This is a genomic window from Rhodococcus shunpengi (assembly GCF_048381395.1).
Taxonomy (GTDB): Bacteria; Actinomycetota; Actinomycetes; order Mycobacteriales; family Mycobacteriaceae; genus Rhodococcus.
On sequence record NZ_JBLWIU010000034.1, the window covers coordinates 145,478 to 167,835 of the forward strand.

General features: G+C 68.4%; 19 protein-coding genes. 10 read left to right on the plus strand and 9 right to left on the minus strand.

Going from position 1 to position 22,358, the window contains the following annotated elements; translation table 11 throughout:
- Positions 1 to 31: 31 nt before the first annotated feature.
- The 7 genes from ACNJ7K_RS20930 to ACNJ7K_RS20960 all read right to left on the minus strand — a co-directional run bounded on the left by ACNJ7K_RS20930 (position 32) and on the right by ACNJ7K_RS20960 (position 8,818).
- Positions 32 to 1,180 (minus strand): acyl-CoA dehydrogenase family protein, encoded by a 1,149-nt coding sequence (locus ACNJ7K_RS20930; protein ID WP_487042133.1) that lies wholly within the window; start codon positions 1,178 to 1,180, stop codon positions 32 to 34.
- A gap of 32 nt (positions 1,181 to 1,212) precedes the next feature.
- On the minus strand, positions 1,213 to 2,571 hold the full coding sequence (locus tag ACNJ7K_RS20935) for an MFS transporter (RefSeq protein WP_487042134.1): 1,359 nt from the start codon (positions 2,569 to 2,571) through the stop codon (positions 1,213 to 1,215).
- Between the two features lie 79 nt (positions 2,572 to 2,650).
- Complete coding sequence (locus tag ACNJ7K_RS20940; RefSeq protein WP_059383885.1) at positions 2,651 to 3,445, minus strand: MaoC/PaaZ C-terminal domain-containing protein; 795 nt, start codon at positions 3,443 to 3,445, stop codon at positions 2,651 to 2,653.
- A 26-nt stretch (positions 3,446 to 3,471) separates the two neighbouring features.
- Entirely contained in the window at positions 3,472 to 4,221 is a 750-nt protein-coding gene (locus ACNJ7K_RS20945; protein WP_487042135.1) for an enoyl-CoA hydratase/isomerase family protein, read from the minus strand.
- Positions 4,218 to 5,609 carry an amidase gene (locus ACNJ7K_RS20950; RefSeq protein WP_487042136.1) on the minus strand — a complete coding sequence of 464 codons (1,392 nt, stop codon included), beginning with the start codon at positions 5,607 to 5,609 and terminating at the stop codon, positions 4,218 to 4,220. Before ACNJ7K_RS20950 ends, ACNJ7K_RS20945 begins: the two co-directional genes overlap by 4 nt.
- Positions 5,602 to 6,363, minus strand: coding sequence for an SDR family NAD(P)-dependent oxidoreductase (locus ACNJ7K_RS20955; RefSeq protein ID WP_120282210.1), 762 nt, complete (start codon positions 6,361 to 6,363; stop codon positions 5,602 to 5,604). Before ACNJ7K_RS20955 ends, ACNJ7K_RS20950 begins: the two co-directional genes overlap by 8 nt.
- 49 nt (positions 6,364 to 6,412) lie before the next feature.
- Complete coding sequence (locus tag ACNJ7K_RS20960; protein WP_487042137.1) at positions 6,413 to 8,818, minus strand: alpha/beta fold hydrolase; 2,406 nt, start codon at positions 8,816 to 8,818, stop codon at positions 6,413 to 6,415.
- Between the two features lie 178 nt (positions 8,819 to 8,996).
- Here ACNJ7K_RS20960 and ACNJ7K_RS20965 point away from each other — a divergent pair, with 178 nt between their 5' ends.
- From ACNJ7K_RS20965 to ACNJ7K_RS20990, 6 genes are all read left to right on the plus strand, one after another.
- A complete protein-coding gene (locus ACNJ7K_RS20965) occupies positions 8,997 to 9,614 on the plus strand; it encodes a TetR/AcrR family transcriptional regulator (protein WP_120282212.1) in 618 nt (205 codons plus the stop codon).
- Positions 9,615 to 9,874: 260 nt separating this feature from the next.
- On the plus strand, positions 9,875 to 10,390 hold the full coding sequence (locus ACNJ7K_RS20970; protein ID WP_487042138.1) for a dimethylamine monooxygenase subunit DmmA family protein: 516 nt from the start codon (positions 9,875 to 9,877) through the stop codon (positions 10,388 to 10,390).
- Positions 10,387 to 11,382 (plus strand): PDR/VanB family oxidoreductase, encoded by a 996-nt coding sequence (locus ACNJ7K_RS20975; protein ID WP_487042139.1) that lies wholly within the window; start codon positions 10,387 to 10,389, stop codon positions 11,380 to 11,382. Before ACNJ7K_RS20970 ends, ACNJ7K_RS20975 begins: the two co-directional genes overlap by 4 nt.
- Positions 11,379 to 12,404 (plus strand): heme-dependent oxidative N-demethylase family protein, encoded by a 1,026-nt coding sequence (locus ACNJ7K_RS20980; RefSeq protein WP_487042140.1) that lies wholly within the window; start codon positions 11,379 to 11,381, stop codon positions 12,402 to 12,404. The genes ACNJ7K_RS20975 and ACNJ7K_RS20980 overlap by 4 nt, the downstream gene beginning before the upstream one ends.
- A 123-nt stretch (positions 12,405 to 12,527) precedes the next feature.
- On the plus strand, positions 12,528 to 13,739 hold the full coding sequence (locus tag ACNJ7K_RS20985; protein ID WP_120284162.1) for a winged helix DNA-binding domain-containing protein: 1,212 nt from the start codon (positions 12,528 to 12,530) through the stop codon (positions 13,737 to 13,739).
- 9 nt (positions 13,740 to 13,748) lie between these two features.
- Positions 13,749 to 14,354: a GNAT family N-acetyltransferase gene (locus ACNJ7K_RS20990; protein WP_120282215.1), complete on the plus strand. Its 606-nt coding sequence runs from the start codon at positions 13,749 to 13,751 to the stop codon at positions 14,352 to 14,354.
- 22 nt (positions 14,355 to 14,376) lie between these two features.
- Here the strand turns inward: ACNJ7K_RS20990 and thiD are convergent, their stop codons facing one another.
- Positions 14,377 to 15,168, minus strand: a complete 792-nt coding sequence (gene thiD / locus ACNJ7K_RS20995) for a bifunctional hydroxymethylpyrimidine kinase/phosphomethylpyrimidine kinase (RefSeq protein ID WP_120282216.1) — start codon at positions 15,166 to 15,168, stop codon at positions 14,377 to 14,379.
- Positions 15,169 to 15,292: 124 nt separating this feature from the next.
- On the opposite strand from thiD, the gene ACNJ7K_RS21000 reads away from it, so the two are divergent.
- Complete coding sequence (locus tag ACNJ7K_RS21000) at positions 15,293 to 17,287, plus strand: S9 family peptidase (protein ID WP_487042141.1); 1,995 nt, start codon at positions 15,293 to 15,295, stop codon at positions 17,285 to 17,287.
- A 32-nt stretch (positions 17,288 to 17,319) separates the two neighbouring features.
- On the opposite strand, the gene ACNJ7K_RS21005 is transcribed toward ACNJ7K_RS21000, so the two are convergent.
- Complete coding sequence (locus ACNJ7K_RS21005; protein WP_060651104.1) at positions 17,320 to 17,685, minus strand: hypothetical protein; 366 nt, start codon at positions 17,683 to 17,685, stop codon at positions 17,320 to 17,322.
- 182 nt (positions 17,686 to 17,867) lie between these two features.
- Here ACNJ7K_RS21005 and ACNJ7K_RS21010 point away from each other — a divergent pair, with 182 nt between their 5' ends.
- Genes ACNJ7K_RS21010 through ACNJ7K_RS21020 form a run of 3 tightly spaced genes read left to right on the plus strand, consistent with a single transcriptional unit; the run spans position 17,868 to position 22,353 of the window.
- The gene (locus tag ACNJ7K_RS21010) at positions 17,868 to 20,528 is read left to right on the plus strand and encodes a valine--tRNA ligase (protein ID WP_487042142.1); all 2,661 of its coding nucleotides are present in this window, start codon (positions 17,868 to 17,870) and stop codon (positions 20,526 to 20,528) included.
- Positions 20,525 to 21,946, plus strand: a complete 1,422-nt coding sequence (gene folC, locus ACNJ7K_RS21015; RefSeq protein ID WP_006551179.1) for a bifunctional tetrahydrofolate synthase/dihydrofolate synthase — start codon at positions 20,525 to 20,527, stop codon at positions 21,944 to 21,946. Before ACNJ7K_RS21010 ends, folC begins: the two co-directional genes overlap by 4 nt.
- Complete coding sequence (locus ACNJ7K_RS21020; RefSeq protein WP_487042143.1) at positions 21,943 to 22,353, plus strand: DUF4233 domain-containing protein; 411 nt, start codon at positions 21,943 to 21,945, stop codon at positions 22,351 to 22,353. Before folC ends, ACNJ7K_RS21020 begins: the two co-directional genes overlap by 4 nt.
- Positions 22,354 to 22,358: the final 5 nt, after the last annotated feature.

The following is a 22,358-nucleotide window of genomic DNA, read 5'->3' on the forward strand; positions in this document are numbered from 1 at the left end:
CCCGCCGCTGCAGTGTGGTGGAGAGGGTGTTCTACCGAAGCCCGAACGAGTTCCCGATGATGTCCCGCTGGATCTCGTTGGTGCCGCCGTAGATGGTGGCGCCCAGTGCTGCACGCACGTGCTGGGCCATGTCGAACTCTGTGGAGTAGCCGTAGCCACCCATCATCTGCATGCCATCGAGGGCAGTGTTCTTCGCGACCTCGGTTGCCTTGAGCTTCGCCATCGACGACGCGCGAGCCAACCCCTGTGGGTCGTCGCCGGCATCCGCGCGGTGCGCGACGCTGTAGACCAGCAGGCGGGTGCACTCGATCTCCGTCGCGAGATCGGCGATGCGGTGCTTGATCGCCTGGTACGAGCCGACCCGGTTGCCGAACTGGGTGCGCTCGGAGACGAACGCCAGCACGTCGTCGAAGGCGCGTTCGGCGGTGCCGAGCATCTGCGCGGCGAGGATCAGCCGCTCGGTGGCCAGGCCGGGCATGAGCTGGGCCCAGCCCTGCCCGACCTCACCGACCACCGAGTCGGCGGGCAGCACGCAGTCGGCGAAGTAGAGGTCGTTGACCTCGGTTCCGTTGAGTGTGTCGATGCCCTTGATCGTCAGTCCCGGCGTGTCGGCCGGCACGTGGAACATGGTGAGCCCGTGGTGCTTCTTCTCGCCACGCTCGGTACGGGCGACCAGGAGGATGCTGTCCGCCTGATGGGCGTTGGTGATCCACGTCTTCTGACCGTTGATCATCCAGCCGTCCGCGGTGTGCTCGGCGCGGCAGGTCAGCGCCGCGACGTCGGAACCGGCTTCCGGTTCGGACATCGCGATCGCCAGCGCGGCACCCTCGGCGAGCCGGCCGAGCACCGATCGCTTGAGTTCCTCGCTCGCGAACTTGGTGTAGATCCCGGCGGTGATCAGGGTCGTGCCGTGCCACGGGACCGGGGCGAGACCGCGGTGAAGTTCCTCGAGCAGGACACACAGGTCGACATGGTTGCCGCCGGCCCCGCCGTACTCCTCGGGGACGTTGATGGCGGCCCATCCGAGTTCGGCGATCCGCCGGTTCAGTTCGAGGCTGTGCCCTTCGCGACCGCAGTCGGTGAGCTTGTCGCGCTGTTCACGCGTGCCCACCTCGCGGCGGCAGAATTCGCGGACTGCCGCCCCGAACTCACGCTGCTCCTCGCTGAGCATCACAGTCATGAGAATCTCCTGGTCGTTCGGATGGGTGGTGCTCAGGCGGGGTCGCCGACGCGGACCCGCAGGTCGCGGGACTGGTCGTCACGATCGTCGCTCGCCGTCCCGGTGGTGAAATGGCTCCGCATGGAGGCCGCGGCGACGAACGAGACGACAGCGGTGCCGACGAGGATCGCGGCGAGCGGCCACCAGTGCTGCGAGCCGTCGGTCGGCACGAGAGCGGCGGCGACGAGCGGGGTCGGAGCCGCCCACGCGACACCGGAGAACGCGCTGCACAGGGCGACGCCGCTGTAGCGGACCTCGGTCGGGAACAGGTTGGCCGTCATGCTCGAGACCACCGCGTAGGTCGTGGCGTGACCGAGCACGAGGGCCGCGGAGAACGCGACGATCATCAGCCCCATGTTGCCGGTGTTGAACAGGGCGAACAGCGGGAATGCGAAGGCGCCGGTGAAGACCACCCCGCCCACGAAGACCGTCCAGGCGGACAACCGGTCGCAGAGGATGCCGACGCCGACCATCGCGAAGAGGTCGATCGTCGCAGCGATGAGCAGGATCATCAGGGTGTCGCTCTTGGTGAACCCGTGAATGTTGGTCGCCATCGTGAGCATGTATGTGGTGATCAGGTAGAACAGCACGATCACGCTGGCCTGCAGGCCGATACCGGCGAGCACGCGGCTCGGCATCGTGCGCAGGACGGTGGCGATCGGGTTCTTCGTGACGGTGCCCGTCTCCTTCACCTCGGTGAATTCACTCGATTCCTCGACGCCGAGCCGGATGACGAGACCGATCAGGACGAGGACGAAGCCGGCGAGGAACGGGATCCGCCATCCCCACGACATCAGCTGGTCGTTGGGCATGCGGGCCACGAAGTACATGACGACCGTGGCGAGCACGAGCGCGAGCGGACTCGCGATCTGGGGTGCGGAGCCGTAGAAGCGTTCGCGGGTCTTCGGCGCGTTCTCGACACTCATGAGGACGGCGCCGCCCCACTCGCCGCCGACTGCGACGCCCTGCAGGAAGCGGAGGGCGGTGAGCATGATCGGTGCCCAGATACCGACCTGATCCCAAGTGGGGAGCAGACCGATGAGGCCGGTGGCGGCTCCCATCACGGTCAGCGTGGTGATCAGCGTCGTGCGGCGCCCGAGGCGGTCCCCGAGATGACCGAAGACGAACGCGCCGACCGGACGGGCCAGGAAGGCGACACCGAGGGTCGCGAAGGAGGCGAGGATGCCGACGTTCGACCCCAGTTCGGGGAAGAAGATCGTCGAGAAGACGAGCGTCGCGGCGGTCGCGTAGATGAAGAAGTCGAACCATTCGACGGTGGTGCCCACGAGGCTGGCGAGAAACGCTCGTTTTTGTTGCTTGGTTCCGAAGCTGGAAGCGGCGTGTGCGGTCATCGGAGTCCCTTTCGGCGGGAACTGCTTGTGGGGCGGAGGATTTCCTTGGGGGTAGAACCGGACATCTGGCAGTACGCGATCAGAAGCTCGCGTGACCGCCGGAGAGCACACCCGTCGTATCGATCCGGGCGTCGAAGTCGACCTCGGTGCCGGACGCCTGCGCGCGGACGGTGAGCGTCGCGTCGGGCAGGACGGGGGCTGCGAAGCGGGCGCGGAGTTCGCGGAGTTCCCACGGCTGGGCTCCGGCGGCCTCGGCGACCGTGCGGGCGGCGATACCCAGCGTGCACAGGCCGTGCAGGATGGGGCGCTCGAAACCGTACCCCGAGGAGACCTCCGGGTCGATATGAACGGGGTGTAGATCGCCGGTCAGGCGGTACAGGGCAGGAAGATTCGCCGCGATGTATGTGTCCGCCCGGAACGGGGCGTCCTCGAGATCGACCCGAGGCGTGGAGGGGGCACGTTCCCCGCCCCAACCACCCGAGCCGGGCAGGTGGATCGCGTAGGTCGCGGTGAACTGCTCGCACTCGACGGCGATGTCGACGGTCGCAGCGGATCCCTTGTCCCAGACATCGGTGACGTGGGCGCGCATCTCGATCTTGCCCGAGCGGGGGAACGGTGCGTGGACCGTCAACTGCTGCGCGGCATGGAGCGACTTCAAGCGGTCGTAGGCACCGAGCTCCCCGGCCTCCTCGACCGCCCACAGACCGAGACCCAGCCCGAAGGTCGGCAGCACGTGCAGGTCCCGTTCGTAGACCAGCGGCAACTGACCGGGCTGCGCCCCGACGCACAGTGCGTAGAGGATCGCATCGGACTCGTCGTACGACACGACACGGCTACCGAGGTCGTAGCCCTTCAGGGAGGCAACTGCGTTCATGAACTTTCCTTCGGGTGGAGAGAGGGTCAGGAGGCGGGGGTGCCGTGCCGCTCGGAGGCGGCCGCGACGGCGGCGTTCCGATCGGGGCTGTCCATCAATCGGATCCGGGTTCCCTGCCATTCGACGTCGTCGTAACGACCCTCGTCGAGGTGGTGGAGCAGTGAGTGGGTCGCGGCGAGAGCGTCGCGGGGAAGGCCGGAGAGGCGCTCTGCGAGGGTCAGCCCCTGTTCGCGGGGATCTCCGTCGGCCGTGTGGGTGACCAGTTCGCTGCGGAGTGCGTCGTCGGCGTCGAAGCGTTCGGCGAGCACCAGTAACCGGGTGATCGTCGTGCGGGGGAGCACCGCGTGGATCCGGCGGATCGACGCCGGGTTGTAGAGCAGGCCGAGCTCGACCGCCGGGACACGGAACCACGCCTTCGGACCCGCGATCCGGACGTCGCACGAGGTCGCCAGCTCGACGCCGGCGCCAACGCACGCTCCGTCCACGACCGCGACCACCGGCACCGCGCTGCTCCGGATCGCCGAGCACGCGTCCTCGAGGTCCCGGTCGTAGTCGAGATCCGCGGACGTCCCGGTCAGGTCTGCGAAATCCGCACCGGCACAGAACACCCGGTCCGAACTCGTCAGCACCACTGCGCGGACGTCCTCCGGAAGATCGGCGAAGACCTGCCGGATCTCGGTCAGCAGAGCGCGCGAGAGCGCATTCCGTCGTTCCGCGCGGTCGAGTACGACCTCGAGCACGGATCCGTGCCGCCGGCGGTCGAGCCCGGCGCTCATGGTACGGGCTCCGGTTCGCGGGATTCCACGTCGGCCCAGCGCTCGCGCACCGGCGCGTAGTCGAACGCGAGTGCGGCCTCCAGAGACTCGGCGAGGTTCAGCAGATCCGCGTCGCGTCCCTGCGCCGCCACGAGCTGAGCACCGATCGGGAGACCGTCGTGGACGCCGGCCGGCAGCGAGATCGCCGGAGTGGCGGCCACATTGAATGGGGACGTGAACGGGAAGGCGCCCCACAGCCAGTCCACCTTCTCACCGTCGATGGTCTTCGGCCGCTGGTCGTGTGGGAACGCGACCGTCGCCACCGTCGGGGTGAGAATCGCATCGAAGCGATGGAGGAAGGCATCGATGCGCCGGCGGAAGTCGGGTAGTGCCTGGCGGGCCACGGCGACGTCCGCACTGCTCAACTGCATCGCGGCGCGCAGACTTGCCTGCTCGTACGGGGTGAGCAACTCCGGCCGGTCGAGCAGGTGGGCCCGCTCGCGGAGTTCGTCGTCGAGCACGAGGGGACCGAAGATCTCGTTCCATCCCTGGATCGGGATGTCGGTCTCGACGACCTCGTTCCCGAGATCGGACAAGGTGGCCGCGACCGACTCCAGCGTGCGGACGATCGCCGGATCGACGGGCCGGCCGTCCGGGCGGGGACAGAAGGCGATCCGCCGGTTCGGCGCCGAGGCACGGGCGAAGGTCGTCTCCGCGAGGACCTCGGTCATGATGCGGGCATCGTCCACCGTCCAGGCGAGGGGACCGGCGGTGACGAAATCCGTCATCGCCCGGAAACCACGCTCGTCGGCGCACAGGCCGGTGGTGGGCTTGTATCCCACGAGCCCGCTGAAGGCCGCGGGGATCCGGATGGATCCGCCGCCGTCCGAACCGAGGGCGATCGTCGCGAGGCCGGCGCCGACCGAGGCCGCCGCGCCGCCGCTCGAACCGCCCGGGGTGCGCGTCGGGTCCCACGGATTGCCGGTCTCGGGTCCGAGCAGATTGTCGCTGGTGGCGGACTGGCAGAACTCGGGCACGCTCGTCTTACCGGGCATCACCGATCCTGCCGCGCGCAGCCGCGCGACGGCACCGGAATCCGATCGGGCGACGCGCCCGCGCTGGGTGAGCGACCCGAGTCCGGTCTCCGTGTCGGCCAGGTGGAAGGCGTCCTTGATGGACACCGGAACCCCGAGCAGGGGTGCGCGTTCACCGCGGCGGTAGCGTTCGGCCGCCTCGGCGGCCTGCAGCCGTGCCAGATCGGCCGTGACCGCCACGTATGCGCGCACCTCCGGATCGAACCGGTCGATCCGGTCGAGAACCTGCTCGGTCACGTCGATCGGGTTCAGATCGCCGCGCGCGTAGGCGTCGGTGAGCTCGCGAACGGTCAGGCGCAGCGGGTTGTCAGCCATGCGGATGCACCCCACCACTGATGCCGTAGACCTCACCGGTGACGTAACCGGCGTCGGGTCCGACGAGGAACGAGACGAGACCGGCAACGTCCTCGGGGCGGCCGACACGGCCGACGAGAGAGCGGTTCTCCGCGTAGCCGGAGAAGAACTCGTCCGGGTAGATCTTGCGGAGGAAGTCGTTGTAGATCAGGCCCGGGGTGATGGCGTTGACGCGGATGCCGTGCTTGCCGTTCTCGGCGGCGGCGACGCGGGTGAGTGCGAGGACACCGGCCTTGGCGGCGGAGTAGGCGGCGCCGTGCTCGGTGCTGGTCTCGTAGGCGGCGATCGAGCTGATGTTGACGATGGCGCCGGAGTTGTTCTTCTGCATCACCGGAAGCGCGTAGCGCATCGTGTAGAAGGTGCCGTTGAGGTCGACGTCGAGGCAGCGCTTCCAGGTCTCCGAGGACATCTCGGCGACGGGCTCGATCTTGCTCCAGCCGGCGTTGTTGACGAGAACGTCGAGTCGGCCCTTCTTCGAGGCGATCTCGGACACGACAGCTTCGACACGGGCCTCGTCGGTGACGTCGAGGACGTAGCTGTCGAAGTCGCGTCCGTATTCGGCGGCAAGCTTCGCGGCGAGTTCCTGACTGCGGCGCTCGTGGACGTCGGTGATGACGACATCGAAACCGTCTGCGGCGAGGCGGGTGGCGATCGCGGCGCCGATCCCTGCGCCCGCGGCGGCAGTGACGAGGGCGGTGGGGCGTTCTTGCATCATGGAGCCTTTCGAAGAGCGGTGTACTGGAAGTTCTCGGTCGCAGCGCTTCTCAGGAGAGGAGCCCGCGCAGGATTTCGATCGACTGTTCCGGTTGATCGACGAGCATCAGGTGCCCGGCGCCGGTGATCTCGTGGTAGGTGGCGTGCTCGATCGCGCCGAGGATGATGTCCGCGGCCTTCTTCGGGCAGAAGGTGTCATGGTCGGCGCCGACGATCGCGACCTCGGTGTCGGGCGCGATACGGGAGAGCTCGGGCGTCAGCGGCGCGTCGACGAGTGCGGCCATCGCGGTGGACGCGTTGATGTAACCCTGCGCCGCACCGACCGCCTCGAGGCGGAAGTCCGTGACGGCGTCGAGGTCGGAGTCGGGATTGTGCAGGGCGGCGGCGGTGTCGTCGCGGAGGGCGGAGCGCTGTGCTTCGCTGTCGTCGCCGCGGAACAGCTCGATGCGACCGGCGTAGAAGCCGGCAGCGCCGCGGCCGACGACGCTCGAGGTACCCAGCGCGACGACCTTGGTCACGAGGTCGGGGCGCTCGGCTGCGGCGGAGAGGACGACGGTGCCACCGAGGGAGAAGCCGACGCAGATCGCGGGACCGCTGACCTCCTCGAGGAAGGCGATCAGATCGTCGCGCAGCTGGGCGAGCGTGCCTTCGGGGGAACCGACGGTGGTGCGTCCGTGCCCGCGGAGGTCGTAGGCGTAGGTGGTAACCGGCAGGCCGGTCTCCTGGACGGTGCGCCAGCTGCGGTGATCCTCGGCGAGGCCGTGGATCAGCACCACCGCGGGGCCCTCACCGGCGCGGGTGTAGGTCACGTCGATGTCGCGGAGCGTGACGCTCTGCGTCGTGAGTTCGACGGTGCTGCTGGTCATATCTTCTCCTGACGAGATCAGTTCTCTGAGAACGTTCTTGCGGATCTTTCCGGCGGGGGTCTCCGGCATGGCGGGCAGGATGCGGATCGACTCCGGCCACAACCGCCGGGGCACGTCGCGCTCCGCGAGCCATCCGACGAGTTCGTCGAGGGTCGGGGCGGTGCCGAGCGGCTGGATCACCGCGCAGATGCGTTCGCCGAGTCGTTCGTCGGGGCTGCCGACGACCGCCACGCGCGCGATCTGCGGGTGTCCGGAAATCGCGTTCTCGATCTCGACGGGGGAGATGTTGACACCGCCGCGGATGATGAGGTCCTTGAGTCGTCCGGTCAGGCTCAGGTAGCCGTTGTCGTCCACGATTCCGGTGTCGCCGGTGCGGAACCAGCCGTCGGCCGTGAACGACTCGCGGTAGAGCTGCTCCTGCCCGATGTATCCGAGGAAGAGCGACGGAGTGCGCATGACGATCTCGCCGTCGGTCCCGCGCGGTGCGAGCGTGCCGTCCTCGCGGACGACCTCGAGGGTGACGCCGGGCATCACCTTGCCGCAGGTGTACGCGACGAGCTCGGTGGAGTCGTCGGGGAGGCTCGAGGTCGCTCCACCTTCGCTCATCGCCCAGATCGCCGCGATACGGGTGTCGGGCATCTGCTCCTGCGCCAGTTCGATGAGGCTCGGGGCGACGGGGGCACCGCCGCACAGGAAGATGCGCATCCCGGCCAGCTTCGGGGTGGCGGAATCCCACGCGGTGTCGACGATGTCCTTGAGGAAAGGAGTTGCGGCTACGGTGATCTCGCAGCCGTGCTGTTCGACGAGGTCGAGAGCGCGGCGCGGGTCCCAGGCGTCCTGGAGGATCAGTGCCGCACCTGTCATCAGCGACATCCGGGCGCCGTGCCAGAAGCCTGTGCTGTGGCCGAGCGGGGACGGCATGAAGATCGGACGCTCGCCGGAGACCTCGTAGCGATCGATGACCATCCGGTTGTAGGCGCTCAGGCTCGCCTCGGAATGCGCGATCGCCTTCGACTTGCCGGTGGTGCTCGACGAGAACAGCACGTGCACGAGATCGTCCGGGTAGGCGGGGATCGTCGCCGGCGGGCCGTCGAAACTGCGCCAGGTGCGGGTTCCGTCCTGGCCGTCGACCAGGAGGATCTGAACCTCGCGTCCGAGTTCTGCTGCCAGGACCTCGGATTCGGCGACGAAGTCGCGTCCGCGATGCGAACGGGGAAGGACGACGGCCTTCGCGCCGACGAGATTCGCGGTGTAGGCAATGGATCGCGGATCGGTGGTCACCGGCAGGGTCCCTGCGACCATCTCACCGCGGACGACTCCGAGATAGGCACCCATCCATTCGGTCCAGTTGGGCATGCAGACGATCACCATGTCGCCCCGGCCCAGACCGTGGGCGGCGAGTTCGTGCTCGATGTCGGCGGCGAGCTCCCACAGTTCGGCGCGGGTCAGGGAGTGGCCCCGGTCGTCGCGGACGGCGAGGGCGTGGGGGTCGGTGTCGAGGTGCCCGAGGAACGAATCGAGGGGAGTCCGGGCGCCGGCGACGTGACCGCCCGGTGCTGCGGTGGCGAGAGTGGTTGCACAGGAATTCACAGGGACTCCGTTCGATGGAAACGATGAAGAAGAAGGGCGCTGCGGGGTCTGCGCGATGTTGTTGTGACGATTCTGGGGGAGTAACGTGGCTCACGTCAAGAGAGTGACATCGCTTTTTTGTTAACTCTGATGACGATTGTGTTGACCGGTTACGATTCCCGCAAGGAAAGGGGGGGATATGCCGCACCTACCGAACACCACCAAGGGGCGCCGCACCCGCACGAAACTGTTGGAAGCCGCCCGTGCGGTCTTCGCCCGCGACGGATACGTCGGCGCCACGATGAGTGGCGTGGCGACGGAAGCGGGGATGTCGCTCGGCGGGTTGTACAGGTACTTCAGCGACAAGGAAGATCTGTTCTCCGCGCTGATCGCCGACACGCACGACGACCTGTTCCGTGCCAGCGGCGCAACCGAGCACCGCATCGAGGACGATCCCTACCAGGCGCTGCTCGAAGCGAACACCGGTTATCTGACGCATTACTACGACAACCGCGACATCATGCGCACGCTGGTCGAGGCGGCGAACGTCGATCCGCAGTTCCGGCAGTTCTGGTGGCAGATGCGCAACCGGCACATCGACCGCTTCGCCACCGTTCTGCGGGTCAAGTGCGGGATGGACGAGGTCGACGGCGTCGACATCAGGGGCGTGGTCGAAGCCGTGGCGTGCATGGTGGAGCAGTCGGCCTACGTCTGGTACGCCCAGGAGGAGATGCAGGCTACGCCCATGCCTCTCGAGCATGCCGCGCAGATCGTAACGCGCATCTGGCACCGTGCGTTCTTCGCTCCGGAGAGCTGACGAACTCCTCGTTCGGGCCGCGGCCCTCGGTGTCTGCGGCCCGAACGTCGTGCCTCCGAGAGGAATCGGTTACACGCGTTAACCGAGTGGCAACTCATCGCAGTGTTTCTTCGCATTATCGTCTGTTTCACATCAGCGATCGGTATTGCCACACCCGGCGTATCCACGTAGGTCCTCCCGAGGAGTTCTCATGCCCGAGACAGACACCACTACAACCGTTTTCCTGTCGTTTCGGGCTGCCGGAAGGCGCAGGTGATCGCGTGAGCGTCTGTGTGGACACCACCAGCGTCCCGAGATGGGACGAGGAGCGGCGCATCGCCGGTGGGGGTCGCTACGTGACCGTCCTGTCCTTCGGTGACGCCGCCCAGGGCCAGGCACGCAGTCTCGTATCGTCCTTCGGGGGTCGTCGGGTCGACTGGATCCGCCTGCCGGAGGAGTGGGGTGGCACGGCCGCGCAGATCCTGGAGCGGCAGGCGAGCGCAGCACGCGTGGGATGGCGCCTCGTACTGGTCGGACCGGAAGCGGCAGTGCTGGCCGCACGATCGGCCGCCGTGGCCGCAGGACTCCTCGACGACGAGATCCTTCCCCTCCCCGTGGATTCGGCGACACGAACCGTCTACTGCGCGCACTGCCATTCGACGCACGCCGCCCACGTCGCGGTCGGACAGTCCACCACTTGTCCCACCTGCGCCTCGGAACTCGTCGTCCACCACCATGTCTCCCGGCTGCACGCCGCCTATCTCGGCTTCGCCGTCGACGCGGAGGAACGCCCATGACGCTGACATCCGACGTCCTGGTGGGCAACTCGGCCGGCAGAGCGGAACTCCAGTTGACGGTCGCGGCGACGATCGCGCTGACCCCCACCGTGCGACACGTCCGCCTCGTGGACCCTGCCGGCTGCACGCTTCCCTCCTTCACGCCCGGTAGCCACGTCGTCGTCACCTGCGGCACCGGACCCGGCGGGCGACCGCATCGCAACTCGTACTCCCTGACCGGTCCCGCTTTCGAGCCCGACCACTACGCGATCTCGGTGCGGCTGGAGGACTCCGGTCGCGGCGGGTCGCAGTGGGTCCACGACCTCCGGATCGGTGACCGAGTCCCGGTCGGCACACCGCGCAGCGCGTTCGCTCCGATCCTCACGGCCCGACACCATCTGCTGGTCGCGGGTGGCATCGGGATCACTCCGATCCTGTCCCACGTCCGCGCCGCCGTGCAGTGGGGACGATCGTTCGAGGTGCATTACGTCTTCCGTGACGGCGACGATGCCCACCTCGACGAACTGCATGATCTGTGCGGACCGCGTCTGCACACCTACACGGCGCGCGAGGACTTCCGGGAGCGGATGGGGCAGGCGCTGCTGGAGCAGCCCATCGGCACCCACCTGTACATGTGCGGTCCGGCCGGCCTCGTCGACGAACTCTGCGAACGTGCCGGTCGTGCGGGGTGGCCCGACGCGCGTGTGCACTACGAGCGATTCGGGGTCGGCGACCTCGACCCGGGAGAACCGTTCGTCGCTCACCTGACCCGCCGCGGCATCGACGTCGCCGTCGACTCGGGCGTCAGCCTGCTCGACGCACTCGAAAGTCGCGGGGTCGCAGTGCCCAACCTGTGCCGGCAGGGCGTGTGCGGTGAGTGTCGACTGCCCGTGACGAGCGGAGGGATCGACCACCGCGATCTGTACCTGAGTGCTGAGGAGAAGGACGCGGGAGACTGCATGATGCCGTGCGTCTCCCGATCGAACGGACCACGATTGGAGCTGGATCTGTGAGTACGACAATCGATCTCGCCGTCCGCGACGACGACCTCGGTCTCCCCGATCGGATCGCGCGCTTCCCGTTTCCGTTCGCTCGTGACGCCTATCGTTACAGCACCAACGTCGAACCTGCCGGAAGTCCCGTTGCGACCGCCGCGGGCGGATGGGGTCGGCATCCCGTCGACATCGACGACCACTATCTCGACGACCTCGCCGAACGAGAGCGGATCCTCACCACCGACCCCACCCGGTTCCAGTCTCTGCCGCACATGGAGATCGCGCAGTGGGACGCGATGGTCACGCTCATGCGGATGCTCGCCGACGCGTACCCGGAGACCTTCGCACTCGAACGCGACCGTGAGGCGCGGCTGTTCGTCAATCGCGCGCTCGGCGTCGAACAGCCCTTCGTCTTCGGTGATCGGTCGACGCTGCCCGAGCCGCCTCTGCGCTTCATCGGCAGGCACCTCCAGGAGGACGTCGTCCTGCTCGACCAGCGCGAAGGTGCCCTCTGGGGCGACGCCGGCCTGGTCACCTTCGCGGCCGACTGGTCGCTGCGCTTCGACGTCGGCATGAATTTCCGCCAGATCCACGGGCCCGTCCCGCGCGTCCACACCGAAGGAGTGATCCCGCGCGCCGAGCAGTTCCTCATGGGTCTGCAGGCGGGACATTGCTACCGACGCACGAACTGGTCGCTCAGCGTCGACCGTCGACTCGACCAGTCCACCGAAACCTATCCCGAATGGGGCCGCGACCGCCGACTGCTCGCCGAGGGGCCGCTCGAGGACGTCGGACCTCGCCTGCACCTCCGCGTCGAGGTCCAGCATCTCGTGCGTCTCGGTGTCTCCGGCGCGATCATGTTCCTCATCCGCACACACCTGCTGTCGTTCGAGGACATCGCCCGGGTGCCCGAGTGGTCCGAGTGTCTCCACTCGGTCCTCGACGAACTTCCCGACGACATGGCCGACTACAAGGGCATCACGCGTACCCGCGGACCGGGTCTGCGTTGGCTGCGCACCTACGGCGGCGTCCGGCCCTGAACACGGATTTCGGGGAGGTTGTGTGCGGAATTCTCGAGAAACTCGCACACGACCTCCCCGCAGTTGTCGATTCGGCTCGTCGGTAGCCCTCCTGCGTCGGACACCACCTCTACGATGTCGGCCATGGCTGTGCGCAGGATCGACGCAACCGAACGCCGAGCACGACTTGCCGCCAGGCACCGCCTGCACCCGAAGCACCGCGCGTCCGATGCGGTCGATGCCGCGAGGAGCCTGGTGTGCCTGCACGGCACCGACCCAGCGACCGTCTACCTGTCGGCGTGGGCGCGGGTCGGCGACTTCACTGTGGCCGACCTCCACAGGGCGCTCTACGACGACCGCGCCCTGGTCAAACACATGGCCATGCGGCGCACCGTCTTCGTCGTCCCGCGCGACACCCTCCCGGTGGTGCAGGCAGGGGCGAGCGCCCGGGTCGCCGCCGCACAGCGACGCACGGTCGTCAAGGACGTCGTGAAGGCCGGATTGCACGACGACGGCGAGAGCTGGCTCGACGAGGTGAGCCGCCACATCCTCACCGCCCTGGCCGACGGGCGGGAGGCGACATCGAGCGAGCTCGAGACCGAGATCCCGCTCCTCGACGGCGCGCTGGAGTTCGGTGCCGGCAAATCCTGGGGTGGGCCGGTCACCTTCGCGCCTCGCGTGCTCACGGTGCTCTCCGCCGAGGGAAAAGTGGTTCGGGCGTCGAACAAGGGGTCGTGGCGGGTGTCGCGCCCCACCTGGACGACCACGGAGTCGTGGCTGGGCTCGGCCATCGACCCCGTCGACGAGGCGACGGGTGTGCGCGAACTCGTGCGGATGTGGCTGCGCGCATTCGGTCCCGGCACCGAGGCGGACCTGAAGTGGTGGCTCGGATCCACCCTCACTGCCGTCCGCGCGGCCCTCGCCGAACTCGACGTGGTGGAGGTCGATCTCGACGGCCGTCCCGGCTACCTGTTGCCCGACGACCTCGAACAGCAGGGCGAAGTCGAACCGTGGGGTGTGCTGTTGCCCGGTCTGGATCCCACGGTCATGGGGTGGACCGAACGCGGGTGGTATCTGGGTCCGTACAAGGAGGCGCTGTTCGACTCCAACGGCAACGCCGGTCCCACCGCCTGGTGGGACGGACGGATCGTCGGCACGTGGTGGCAGACCGACACGGGAGCGGTGAGCCTGCACCTGCTCGAGGACATCGGCGCAGAGGGCACCGCGGTGCTACGCGAGGAAGCCGACCGCCTCGACGACTGGCTCGGTGGGGTGCGGGTGATGCCGCGGTTCCCCACGCCCCTCGCGAAGGAACTGGCGACGGAAGGCAGGTCGTCGGGCACGTCTTCGTCGTAGGCTGCCGACATGGCCGTCGAACCGAGAACCGCCACGCGCCGCGACATTCCGGTCTTCGCTCGGGTGATCGCCGAGGCGTTCTTCGACGATCCGGTCTTCGTGTGGATGTTCCCGGACGAGGAGCACCGGATCCGCCGCATGACCCGATTCTTCGCCGTCGACGCCCGGCATCACATGGTGCCCTTGGGAGCCACGGACATCGCCGAGTCCGGTGGGACGGTCGGAGGGGCGGCGATGTGGGCGCCGCCCGGACGGTGGCGCACTAATGTGTGGACCTCGCTCCGCCTTCTGCCCGGCTTCTCCGCGGCGCTCGGCAGATACATGAAGCGGGGAGGGCAGGTCAACGAAACCCTCGACGCGGCGCATCCGGGCGAGCCGCACTGGTACCTGTCGACGATCGGCACCTCACCTGCCGCGCGGGGGACCGGTCTCGGCACAGCCCTCATGAAGGCCGGCCTCGACCGCGCCGACGCCGAACACGCTCCCGCCTACCTCGAGTCGAGCAAGGAATCGAACGTCCCCTACTACGAGCGGTTCGGGTTCGAGGTCACCCGCGCCATCGTCATCCCCGGCGGCGGGCCGACGCTGTGGGGGATGTGGCGGCAGCCGCGCTGACGGGTACCGATCCGCTCTCGGATCAGACGCCCTGCCAGACGGTGTCGAACGGGGTGTTGGCGGACACGCGTCCCTTGATCCCGGCCGTGACGAAATCCTTCGCGCGGGCCGCGGCGTCGGCGACCGACGCGCCCTTCGCGAGTTCGGCGGTGATCGCAGCAGCGAGGGTGCAGCCGGCACCGGAGACGCGCTCGTTGCCGACCTTCGGGGCCGTCAGGAGGGTGACCTCGGAGCCGTCGAACAGCACGTCCACGGCGTCCTCACCGTCGAGTTCGACGCCGCCCTTCGCGACGACGTACTTCGGGCCGAGGTCGTGGATGCGACGTGCGGCCTCGATGAGCTGGTCGACGGAGGTGATCTCGTCCATGCCGGACAGGGTGCGTGCCTCGAACAGGTTCGGGGTGACGACCGTGGCGTGGGGGAGCACCTGCGCGCGCAGCGCGTTGTCGGTGTCGAGCGCTGCGCCGGCCTCCTGGCCCTTGCAGATCAGGACCGGGTCGAGCACGACGTGCCGCCAGTCCTGCTTCTCGAGACCCTCGGCGACGACGTCGATCGTCGCGGGCGTGCCCAGCATGCCGATCTTCACCACGTCGAGATCGTGGGCGGCGGTGGCGGCCTCGATCTGCTCGGCGATCACGTCGGCCGGAACGGGGAAGAAGCGGTGGCCCCAGTTGTTCTTCGGGTCGAACGAGACGATGCACGTCGTGGTGCCCACCCCGTACACACCGAGCTGCTGGAACGTCTTGAGGTCGACCTGCAGACCGGCGCCACCGGTCGCTTCCGAGCCGGCGATGACGTATGCGAGGTCGACCATGTGAGTGCTCCGTTCGGACTGGGAGACGGCGTTGCCACGGGATGTACCCGCCGAACGACCAGGTTACAGACGAACCCGGTGCCACCTGCGGACCGCCCACCGTCGCTCCCGATATCGTCCAGGCATGACGGCCTTCCACGAGCTCGACGATTACCTGACGCTTCCCCGCGTCACCTCCCTCACGATGTCTCCGGACGGGAAACGCCTGGTGATCACGCAGTCGACGCTCGACGAGAAGGCCACCTCGTACACCGGGGCCCTGTGGGAGGTGGATCCCGAAGGCAACGCTCCGGCGCGACGCCTCACCCACGGCACCACGGGTGAATCGAACCCGACCTTCACCGCGACCGGCGACCTGCTGTTCACCGCCGCACGTGGCAAGGACGACCCGCCGGTGTCGCTGTGGCGACTGCCCGCGGCGGGCGGCGAGGCCGAGCAGGTCGGATCTCGCAAGGGTGGATTCGTATCGGCGCACGCGGCGTCCGAGGCCGACCGGATCGTCCTCGTCGCGTCCGTCCTCGGTCACAGCGAGTCCGACGACGAACGGATCCGGGACGCCCGCAAGGACGGGGCCGTGACCGCGGTGCTGCACACGGGCTATCCGGTGCGCTACTGGGACCACGATCTCGGGCCCGACCAGCCGCACCTGCTCGTCCCGGACAAGAGCGGCGACGGGTTCACCGACCTCACGCCCGGGATCCGAGGGTCGCTGCGTGATGGCTCCGTCGACATCGCTGCCGACGGTTCGTTCGCCGCCGCGACATGGGTGGTCCCCGGTCCGCTCGCCTCGCGCCGCGTCACGCTCGTGCGGGTCGATCTCGGCACCGGCCTGCGCACCCCGCTCGTCGACGACGAGACCGGCGACGTGACGCACCCGTCGATCTCGCGCGACGGGACGAAGCTCGCCTACCTGCACGAATCGATGAGCGACGCGGAGAACCCGCCGCAGATCACCGTCCGCGTCCTGGACATCGCGAGCGGAACCACGACAATCGAGGCCCGTAGATGGGACAGACGTCCCACTTCCGTCACCTGGCTGCCCGACGGTTCCGGTCTCGTGCTCACCGCCGACGATCACGGACGCGCGCCGGTGTTCGTGCAGCGACTCGGGTCCGAGCAGCCCGACCGCGTCACCCCGGACGACGCCGCCTACACGGACGTCTGCCTCGCACCCGACGGCAGCACGGCATACGCGCTGCGGGCCTCCTACGAAGCACCGCCGCACCCCGTGCGCATCGATGTCACCGGACCCGACGCCGGCACCGTTACGCCGCTACGTGCTCCCGCTGCGCTCCCGGAACTGCCGGGACGCCTCGAGGAACTGACCACCGAAGCCGCCGACGGCACGCCGGTGCGGGCGTGGTTCGCACTTCCGCATACCGCGTCCCCCGACGACCCCGCGCCGATGCTGTTGTGGGTGCACGGTGGTCCGCTGAGCAGCTGGAACACGTGGTCGTGGCGCTGGAACCCGTGGCTCCTCGTCGCCCGCGGCTATGCGGTGCTGCTGCCCGATCCCGCACTGTCCACGGGATACGGCGACGACTTCGTCCGGCGTGGCTGGGGACGGTGGGGGAGCGAACCGTACACCGATCTGATGGCCGTCACCGATGCTGCGGTCGCGCGCGCCGACATCGACGAGGAACGGACCGCGGTGATGGGCGGATCGTTCGGCGGATATCTCGCCAACTGGATCGCGGGGCACACCGACCGGTTCCGCGCGGTCGTCACCCATGCCGGCCTGTGGGCGCTGGACCAGTTCACGCCGACCACCGACGTGGCCTGGTACTGGCAGCGGGAGATGACCCCGGAGATGGCGGTCGAGAACTCACCGCACCTGTTCGTCGCCGACATCGTCACGCCCATGCTCGTGATCCACGGCGACAAGGACTATCGCGTCCCGATCGGCGAAGCCCTGCGCCTGTGGTACGAGCTGCTCGACGAATCGGGGCGGCCCGCCGAGGACGACGGCACCACCGTCCACCGCTTCCTGTACTTCCCGTCCGAGAACCACTGGGTGCTGAAGCCGCAGCACTCGAAGATCTGGTACCGGACCGTCGAGGCGTTCCTGTCCGAGCACGTGCTCGGCCGCCCGCTCGACCTGCCGGACGAGCTGGGCTGACCGAGGACGTCCGCTCGGGGTCTACTGCCTCGCTATTCGGGCGGGCGCGGCTGGTCGCCCGGCGAGGCCGGCGGACGCGTGGGCTCGTCGGTGGCCGGTGTCGACTCGCTCGTCGCGGAACCGGAGCCGGCCGAGTGCTGACCCGATCCGCCGCGATGGGTGACCTTCTCGGCGAGACCACCGACCGTCTCCTGGAGGTGTGGCGCCTTCTCCTTCACGACGCCGGCCGCTTCCGTCACCTTGTCCTGTACCGCAGGAATGACCTTTTCCTGCACCGCCGGGTTGTGCCACAGCTCGTTCGAACGCCCCCGCATCTTGTCGTAGGTCTCGCGTCCCGCCCGGGTCCCCGCGACGAATCCCGCGGCTGCACCTGCAGCGAAGATCAATGCCCGCATCATGACGGTGTCCTCCGTCCTGTCCGTTCGGCGTCCGCGCATTCGGCCGCCCGGCACTGCGATACCCGGTCGGGGAGCGGGCCACACTCTTCTGTCGCGACCCCTGTCCGTCTCTGTCGCGACCCTTGCCCATCTCTGTCATGGCCCGTGTCCAGGAGGTTCGTCGCGACGCTTACGATTGACGGGTGACCAGTGCGCCAGAGAACTCGCAGAACCCCGCCGACGCCCTTCCCAAGAGCTGGGACCCCAGCGCCGTCGAAGCGGAGCTCTACCAGCAGTGGGTCGACGCCGGCTACTTCGAGGCCGACCCCACGAGCGACAAGCCCGGGTACTCGATCGTCCTGCCGCCGCCGAACGTCACCGGCAGCCTGCACATGGGTCACGCCCTCGACCACACCCTCATGGACGTGCTCTCCCGCCGTAAGCGCATGCAGGGCTACGAGGTGCTGTGGCTGCCCGGCATGGACCACGCCGGCATCGCCACCCAGACCGTCGTCGAAAAGCAGCTCGCCGCCGACGGCAAGAAGAAGGAGGACCTCGGTCGCGAGGCCTTCATCGAGAAGGTCTGGCAGTGGAAGGCCGAGTCCGGCGGCATGATCCAGGGCCAGATGCGTCGCATCGGCGACGGTGTCGACTGGTCGCGCGACCGCTTCACCATGGACGAGGGCCTGTCCCGCGCCGTGCAGACGATGTTCAAGCGCCTCTACGACGAGGGACTGATCTACCGCGCCGAGCGTCTGGTCAACTGGTCGCCCGTGCTGCAGACCGCGATCTCCGACATCGAGGTGAAGTTCGAGGAGGTCGAGGGCGAGCTCGTCTCCCTGCGCTACGGCTCCCTGAACGACGACGAGCCGCACGTCGTCGTCGCCACCACTCGTGTGGAGACGATGCTCGGCGACACCGCCGTCGCGGTCCACCCCGAGGACGAGCGCTACAAGGACATCATCGGCACCACGCTCGAGCACCCGATCACCGGGCGGCAGATCCCGATCATCGCCGACGAATACGTCGACCCCGAATTCGGTACGGGCGCAGTGAAGATCACGCCTGCGCACGATCCCAACGACTTCGAGATGGGTCTGCGGCACGACCTGCCGATGCCCACGATCATGGACAAGGCCGGCCGCATCGTCGATTCCGGAACCCGTTTCGACGGCATGGACCGTTTCGAGGCGCGCGTCGCGATCCGCGAGGAACTCGCCGCGCAGGGCCGCGTCGTCGCGGAGAAGCGCCCCTACCTCCACAGCGTCGGCCACTCCGAGCGGTCCGGCGAGACCATCGAGCCGCGCCTGTCGATGCAGTGGTGGGTCAAGGTCGACAAGCTCGCCAAGGCCGCCGGCGACGCGGTGCGCAACGGCCACACCGTCATCCACCCGGCGAGCCAGGAACCGCGCTGGTTCGACTGGGTCGACAACATGCACGACTGGTGCATCTCGCGTCAGCTGTGGTGGGGTCACCGCATCCCGATCTGGTACGGCCCGAACGGCGAGGTCGAGTGCTTCGGTCCCGACGAGAGCGCACCCGAGGGTTGGGAGCAGGACCCGGACGTGCTCGACACGTGGTTCTCGTCCGGCCTGTGGCCGTTCTCCACGATGGGCTGGCCGGAGAAGACCCCCGAGCTCGACAAGTTCTATCCCACCAGCGTTCTCGTCACCGGCTACGACATCCTGTTCTTCTGGGTCGCCCGCATGATGATGTTCGGCACCTACGTGTCGGGCGACGACGCGGTGCACCAGGCGCAGGTTCCGTTCCGGGATCTGTTCCTGCACGGCCTCGTCCGCGACCAGTTCGGCAAGAAGATGTCGAAGTCGCGCGGAAACGGCATCGACCCGCTCGACTGGGTCGAGCGTTTCGGCGCCGATGCCCTGCGCTTCACGCTGGCACGTGGCGCGAACCCCGGTGGCGACCTCGCCGTCGGTGAGGACCACGCCCAGTCGTCGCGCAACTTCGCGAACAAGCTGTTCAACGCCACCAAGTTCGCGCTGATGAACGGCGCGGTGATCGGCGAGCTCCCGGCCCGTGACCAGCTCACCGACGCCGACCGGTGGATCCTCGACCGCCTCGAGCAGGTGCGCACCGAGGTCGACGCGGCCTTCGATCACTACGAGTTCTCGAAGGCGTGCGAGGCGCTCTACCACTTCGCGTGGGACGAGGTCTGCGACTGGTATCTCGAGCTCGCCAAGGTCCAGCTCGCCGACGGCAGCGCCCACGCCGACGGCACCAAGGTCGTGCTCGGCACCGTCCTCGACCAGCTGCTGCGCCTGCTGCACCCGGTCATCCCGTTCGTCACCGAGACCCTGTGGAAGGTGCTCACCGGCGGCGAGTCCGTCGTGATCGCGTCCTGGCCCGAGGCGCCCGGGGTCGCCACCGACGAGACCGCGGCGCAGCGGGTCGGCGACCTGCAGAGGCTCGTCACCGAGATCCGCCGGTTCCGCAGCGACCAGGGCCTCAAGCCGTCGCAGAAGGTCGCGGCCCGGCTCGTCGGTCTCGAGGACGCCGATCTCGTCGCGCAGGTGCCGGCCGTGCAGTCGCTCGCGCGCCTGACCGCGCCGGAGGACTCGTTCTCGGCCACCGCGTCGATCGAGGTCCGGCTGAGCCGCGCGACGGTCACCGTCGAGCTCGACACCTCCGGCAGCATCGATGTCGGCGCCGAGATCGCCCGCCTGCGCAAGGATCTCGCCGCCGCGGAGAAGGAGCTGACGGGCACCTCCGCGAAGCTGTCGAACGAGGCCTTCCTCGCGAAGGCACCCGACCAGGTGGTCGAGAAGATCCGCGGTCGCAAGCAGATCGCGGAAGAGGAAATCGCACGGATCACCGCACGACTGAAGGAGCTGGGCGCGGCGTGAGCACCGACACCCCGGGGGCGCCGTCCCCGGTGGACCTGGCCGAACTGACGCTCGTCGAAGCCGAGCTCGACAAGCGCTGGCCGGAGACGAAGATCGAGCCCTCCCTGGCGCGGATCGCCGCGCTCATGGACATCCTCGGGTCGCCGCAGAACAGCTACCCGTCGATCCACGTCGCCGGCACGAACGGCAAGACGTCGACGACCCGGATGATCGACGCGCTGCTCACCCGCATGCACCACCGCGTCGGCCGGACGACGAGCCCGCACCTGCAGCTCGCCACCGAGCGGATCAGCATCGACGGCGCGCCGGTCTCGCCGCGGACCTACGTCGACACCTACCGCGACATCGAACCGTACGTCCGGATGATCGATGAACAGTCCGAGGCGGCCGGTGGCCCGAAGATGAGCAAGTTCGAGGTCACCACCGCCATGGCGTTCGCGGCATTCGCCGATGCACCCGTCGACGTGGCGGTCGTCGAGGTGGGTCTCGGCGGACGGTGGGACGCCACCAACGTCGTCACCGGGCAGGTCGCGGTGATCACGCCCGTCGGGATCGACCACACGGGTTATCTGGGCGACACCCTCACGGAGATCGCGGGGGAGAAGGCCGGGATCATCAAGAAGGCACCCGACGACGGTCTCGTGCCCCGCGACACCGTGGCGATCATCGCGCAGCAGGAGCCCGAGGCGATGGACGTGCTGCTGCGGCAGGCCGTCGAGGCCGACGCGGCTGTGGCCCGCCAGGGCTCCGAGTTCGCGGTGGTGCGGCGCGCGGTCGCCGTCGGCGGACAGCAGATCGACCTGCAGGGTCTCGGCGGTCTCTACACCGACATCTTCCTGCCGCTCCACGGCGAGCACCAGGCGCACAACGCGTCGGTCGCGCTGGCCGCGGTCGAGGCGTTCTTCGGGGCGGGCCCCGGCAAGCAGCTCGACGTGGAGGCGGTGCGCGACGCGTTCGCGTCGGTGACCACGCCGGGCCGGCTCGAGCGGGTGCGCAATGCGCCCACCGTCTTCCTCGACGCCGCGCACAACCCGCACGGCGCGAAGGCCCTCGCGGCCGCGCTCGCCCAGGAATTCGACTTCCGCAAGCTCGTGGGCGTCGTGAGCGTGATGGCCGACAAGGACGTCGCGGGTCTGATCGAGGCGCTCGAACCCGTCTTCGACGAGATCGTCGTCACCCACAACGGGTCGCCGCGGGCGATGGACGTCGACGATCTCGCGAACATCGCCGTCGCCCGATTCGGCGACGAACGGGTCGTCACCGCGGCGACGCTCCCGGATGCGATCGAAACGGCGATCGCGATCGCGGAGGAGGTCGGCGAGCCCGGCGAAGCGGTGTCGGGCGCCGGGGTCGTGGTCACCGGTTCGGTGGTGACCGCAGGTGCGGCCCGCAGTCTGTTCGGAAAGGATCCCGCGTGAGCACCGACAAGCCGGAGGAACAGAAGTTCCGGCCGCCGACGACGGACCCCTGGAAGGGCTTCCGCGGCGTGATGGCGGGAACGCTCGTGCTCGAGGCGATCGTGGTGCTGCTGGTGCTGCCGGTGATCGCGACCGTCGGCGGGGGACTGAGCGCGTGGTCGACGACCTACGTCGTGGGCCTCGCCGTTCTCATGTTCCTCGGAGCCGGGGTGCAGAAGAAGTCGTGGGCGATCCCGTTCAACATCACGTTGCAGGTGCTCGCCGTGCTGGGCTTCTTCGTCGACCTCGCGTTCGGTGCGGTGGGTGTGCTCTTCGCCGTGGTGTGGGCGTACATCTTCTACCTGCGCAAGGACATCAGGGATCGCGAATCCAGGGGTCTGCTGCCGGGCCAGCGGGACGACCTCTAGGCTTG